Source organism: Synechocystis sp. LEGE 06083 (assembly GCF_015207725.1).
Lineage (GTDB): Bacteria > Cyanobacteriota > Cyanobacteriia > Cyanobacteriales > Microcystaceae > Synechocystis > Synechocystis salina.
Genome location: NZ_JADEWJ010000447.1, coordinates 1 through 1,359, shown reverse-complemented (window position 1 = coordinate 1,359; position 1,359 = coordinate 1). Strand labels below are relative to the sequence as shown.

The window sequence follows — 1,359 nt, the reverse complement described above, 5'->3', positions numbered from 1 at the left end:
GTGCACACCCCCCTCATAACTGGCGGTCTGCTCACCGCCGTGATGTTAGAGTTCGTGGATGTCATGAAGGAATTGCCCGCTACGTTCGTAATTCGTCCCTTTAACTTTGACACCCTTGCCATCCGAGTCTATCAATATGCTTCCGATGAAAGGCTGATTGAAGCCGCCGCCCCGGCCCTAACCATTATTTTGGCGGGGATGTTACCGGTGATTTTCCTCAGTGTACAAATTGCCCGTTCCCGCCCCAGCGAGGGACAAAGTTGACGGATAATTTGTTCAAATTCCGTTTGATTCCAACTTTTTAACCATGAAATTGTTATTTGTTTGCTTGGGAAATATTTGCCGATCGCCAGCGGCGGAAAATATTATGAACGCCCAGATTGACCAAGCGGGCTTAGGGGGACAAATTATCTGTGACTCTGCGGGTACTTCCAGTTACCATGTGGGGGACTCTCCCGATCGCCGTATGACAGAAAGTTTGAAAAAACGGGGTTATCGGGTACAGGGAAGGGCAAGACAGTTTTTTCCAGAAGATTTGGCAGAATTTGACTTAATTTTAGCCATGGATCGGGATAATTATCGCAATATTCTCGCCCAAGATCGCCAGGGCAAATATAAAGATAAGGTAAAAATGATCTGTGATTATGCAGAAAAATTTGGCGATCGAGAAGTCCCCGACCCCTATTACGGCGGACAAGCCGGTTTTGAGCATGTGATTGACTTACTAGAAGATGCCTGTGGCCATTTGCTCACCAGTTTGGGTAAGGAATTGGTCAATTAGTCCCCATTCCATGGCTCATTTGGTTACCGGATTTCCCTTGACTAGTCTGTGGGAATTTGAGGCCCATTCGAGTATGGCTGGTATTGCTCCCCTGGAGGGTAAAATTAGCAAGCTTTTCTGTTTGAAATTATAGGTTTTCCTTAATGGCATGAGTTCTTCCTCTCCCATACACCGTGAGGTCATTGGCATTGACATTGGTGGTTCCTCCATTAAGTTTGGCCGTTTCCTGGGCAATGGAGATTGCACCGAATCCTTGGTTTTACCAACGCCCCAACCGGCTTTGCCCAAGGCGGTTTATGCCCAGTTAGCCCATGGCATTGACCTATTAAAAAATTCAGCTTGTGTGGCGATCGGCGTCGGTATGCCGGGGCCTGCGGATGCGGCGGGGCGGGTGGCCCAGTTGGCCATTAATTTACCCCAGTGGCACGACATTCCCTTGGCGGATTGGTTGGAAGACCATGGGCAGTTGCCGACGGTATTGGAGAACGATGCCAATTGTGCTGGTTTGGGAGAAGCTTGGCTGGGAGCGGGCAGGGATTACCGTAATTTTATTTTGCTTACCCTTGGTACGGGGGCTG

At 49.0% G+C, this 1,359-nt stretch carries 2 protein-coding genes and 1 pseudogene; all 3 read left to right on the top strand.

Translation table 11 applies throughout. The features are described from left to right. A pseudogene (locus IQ219_RS19640) lies at positions 1–264 on the top strand (iron ABC transporter permease); the annotation flags it as partial. 43 nt (positions 265–307) lie between these two features. After that, complete coding sequence (locus tag IQ219_RS19635) at positions 308–781, top strand: low molecular weight protein-tyrosine-phosphatase (RefSeq protein ID WP_194073733.1); 474 nt, start codon at positions 308–310, stop codon at positions 779–781. Between the two features lie 148 nt (positions 782–929). Beyond that, positions 930–1,359: ROK family protein (locus tag IQ219_RS19630; RefSeq protein ID WP_228017411.1), on the top strand; the 430-nt coding region annotated here is incomplete at its 3' end.